Origin of the sequence: Exiguobacterium sp. s183, from assembly GCF_018617655.1 — a bacterium.
GTDB classification, from domain to species: Bacteria; Bacillota; Bacilli; order Exiguobacteriales; family Exiguobacteriaceae; genus Exiguobacterium; species Exiguobacterium aestuarii_A.
Genome location: NZ_JACSKN010000019.1, coordinates 1 through 377, shown reverse-complemented (window position 1 = coordinate 377; position 377 = coordinate 1). Strand labels below are relative to the sequence as shown.

The 377-nt window shown below is 59.2% G+C and carries 1 pseudogene; it reads right to left on the bottom strand.

From position 1 onward, the window contains the following. Positions 1-377: pseudogene (locus tag KNP62_RS15500) on the bottom strand (glutamine--fructose-6-phosphate transaminase (isomerizing)); the annotation flags it as partial.

The window sequence follows — 377 nt, the reverse complement described above, 5'->3', positions numbered from 1 at the left end:
TTCTGGTAATGCTGGATGATGTTGCGGATGACGGCCGGCTGCTCGTCCATCTCCTTCAACATGTAGTGCGCGTACGTGCCCTTCTCGATGTCTGACGCATCGATTTCGGCCGTGTACGGTGCACGTTCGAGCACTTCGCCGTCGAGCGTCTTGATCGTCGCCGATTCACGCGTGAGGATGACGATCTCGCCGTCGTGGAGCTCGAGGTACTGGTCCGTCACCTGGAGCATCGCCATCGCGTCCGATGCGACGACGTTGAACGTGCCGTCACCGAGTCCGACGAGGAGCGGTGACTTGTTCTTCCCGATATAGAGGCGCTCTTTGTCCTCTGAGTCGATCATCGCGATCGCGTATGAACCGTGGAGGTCCGAGAGCGT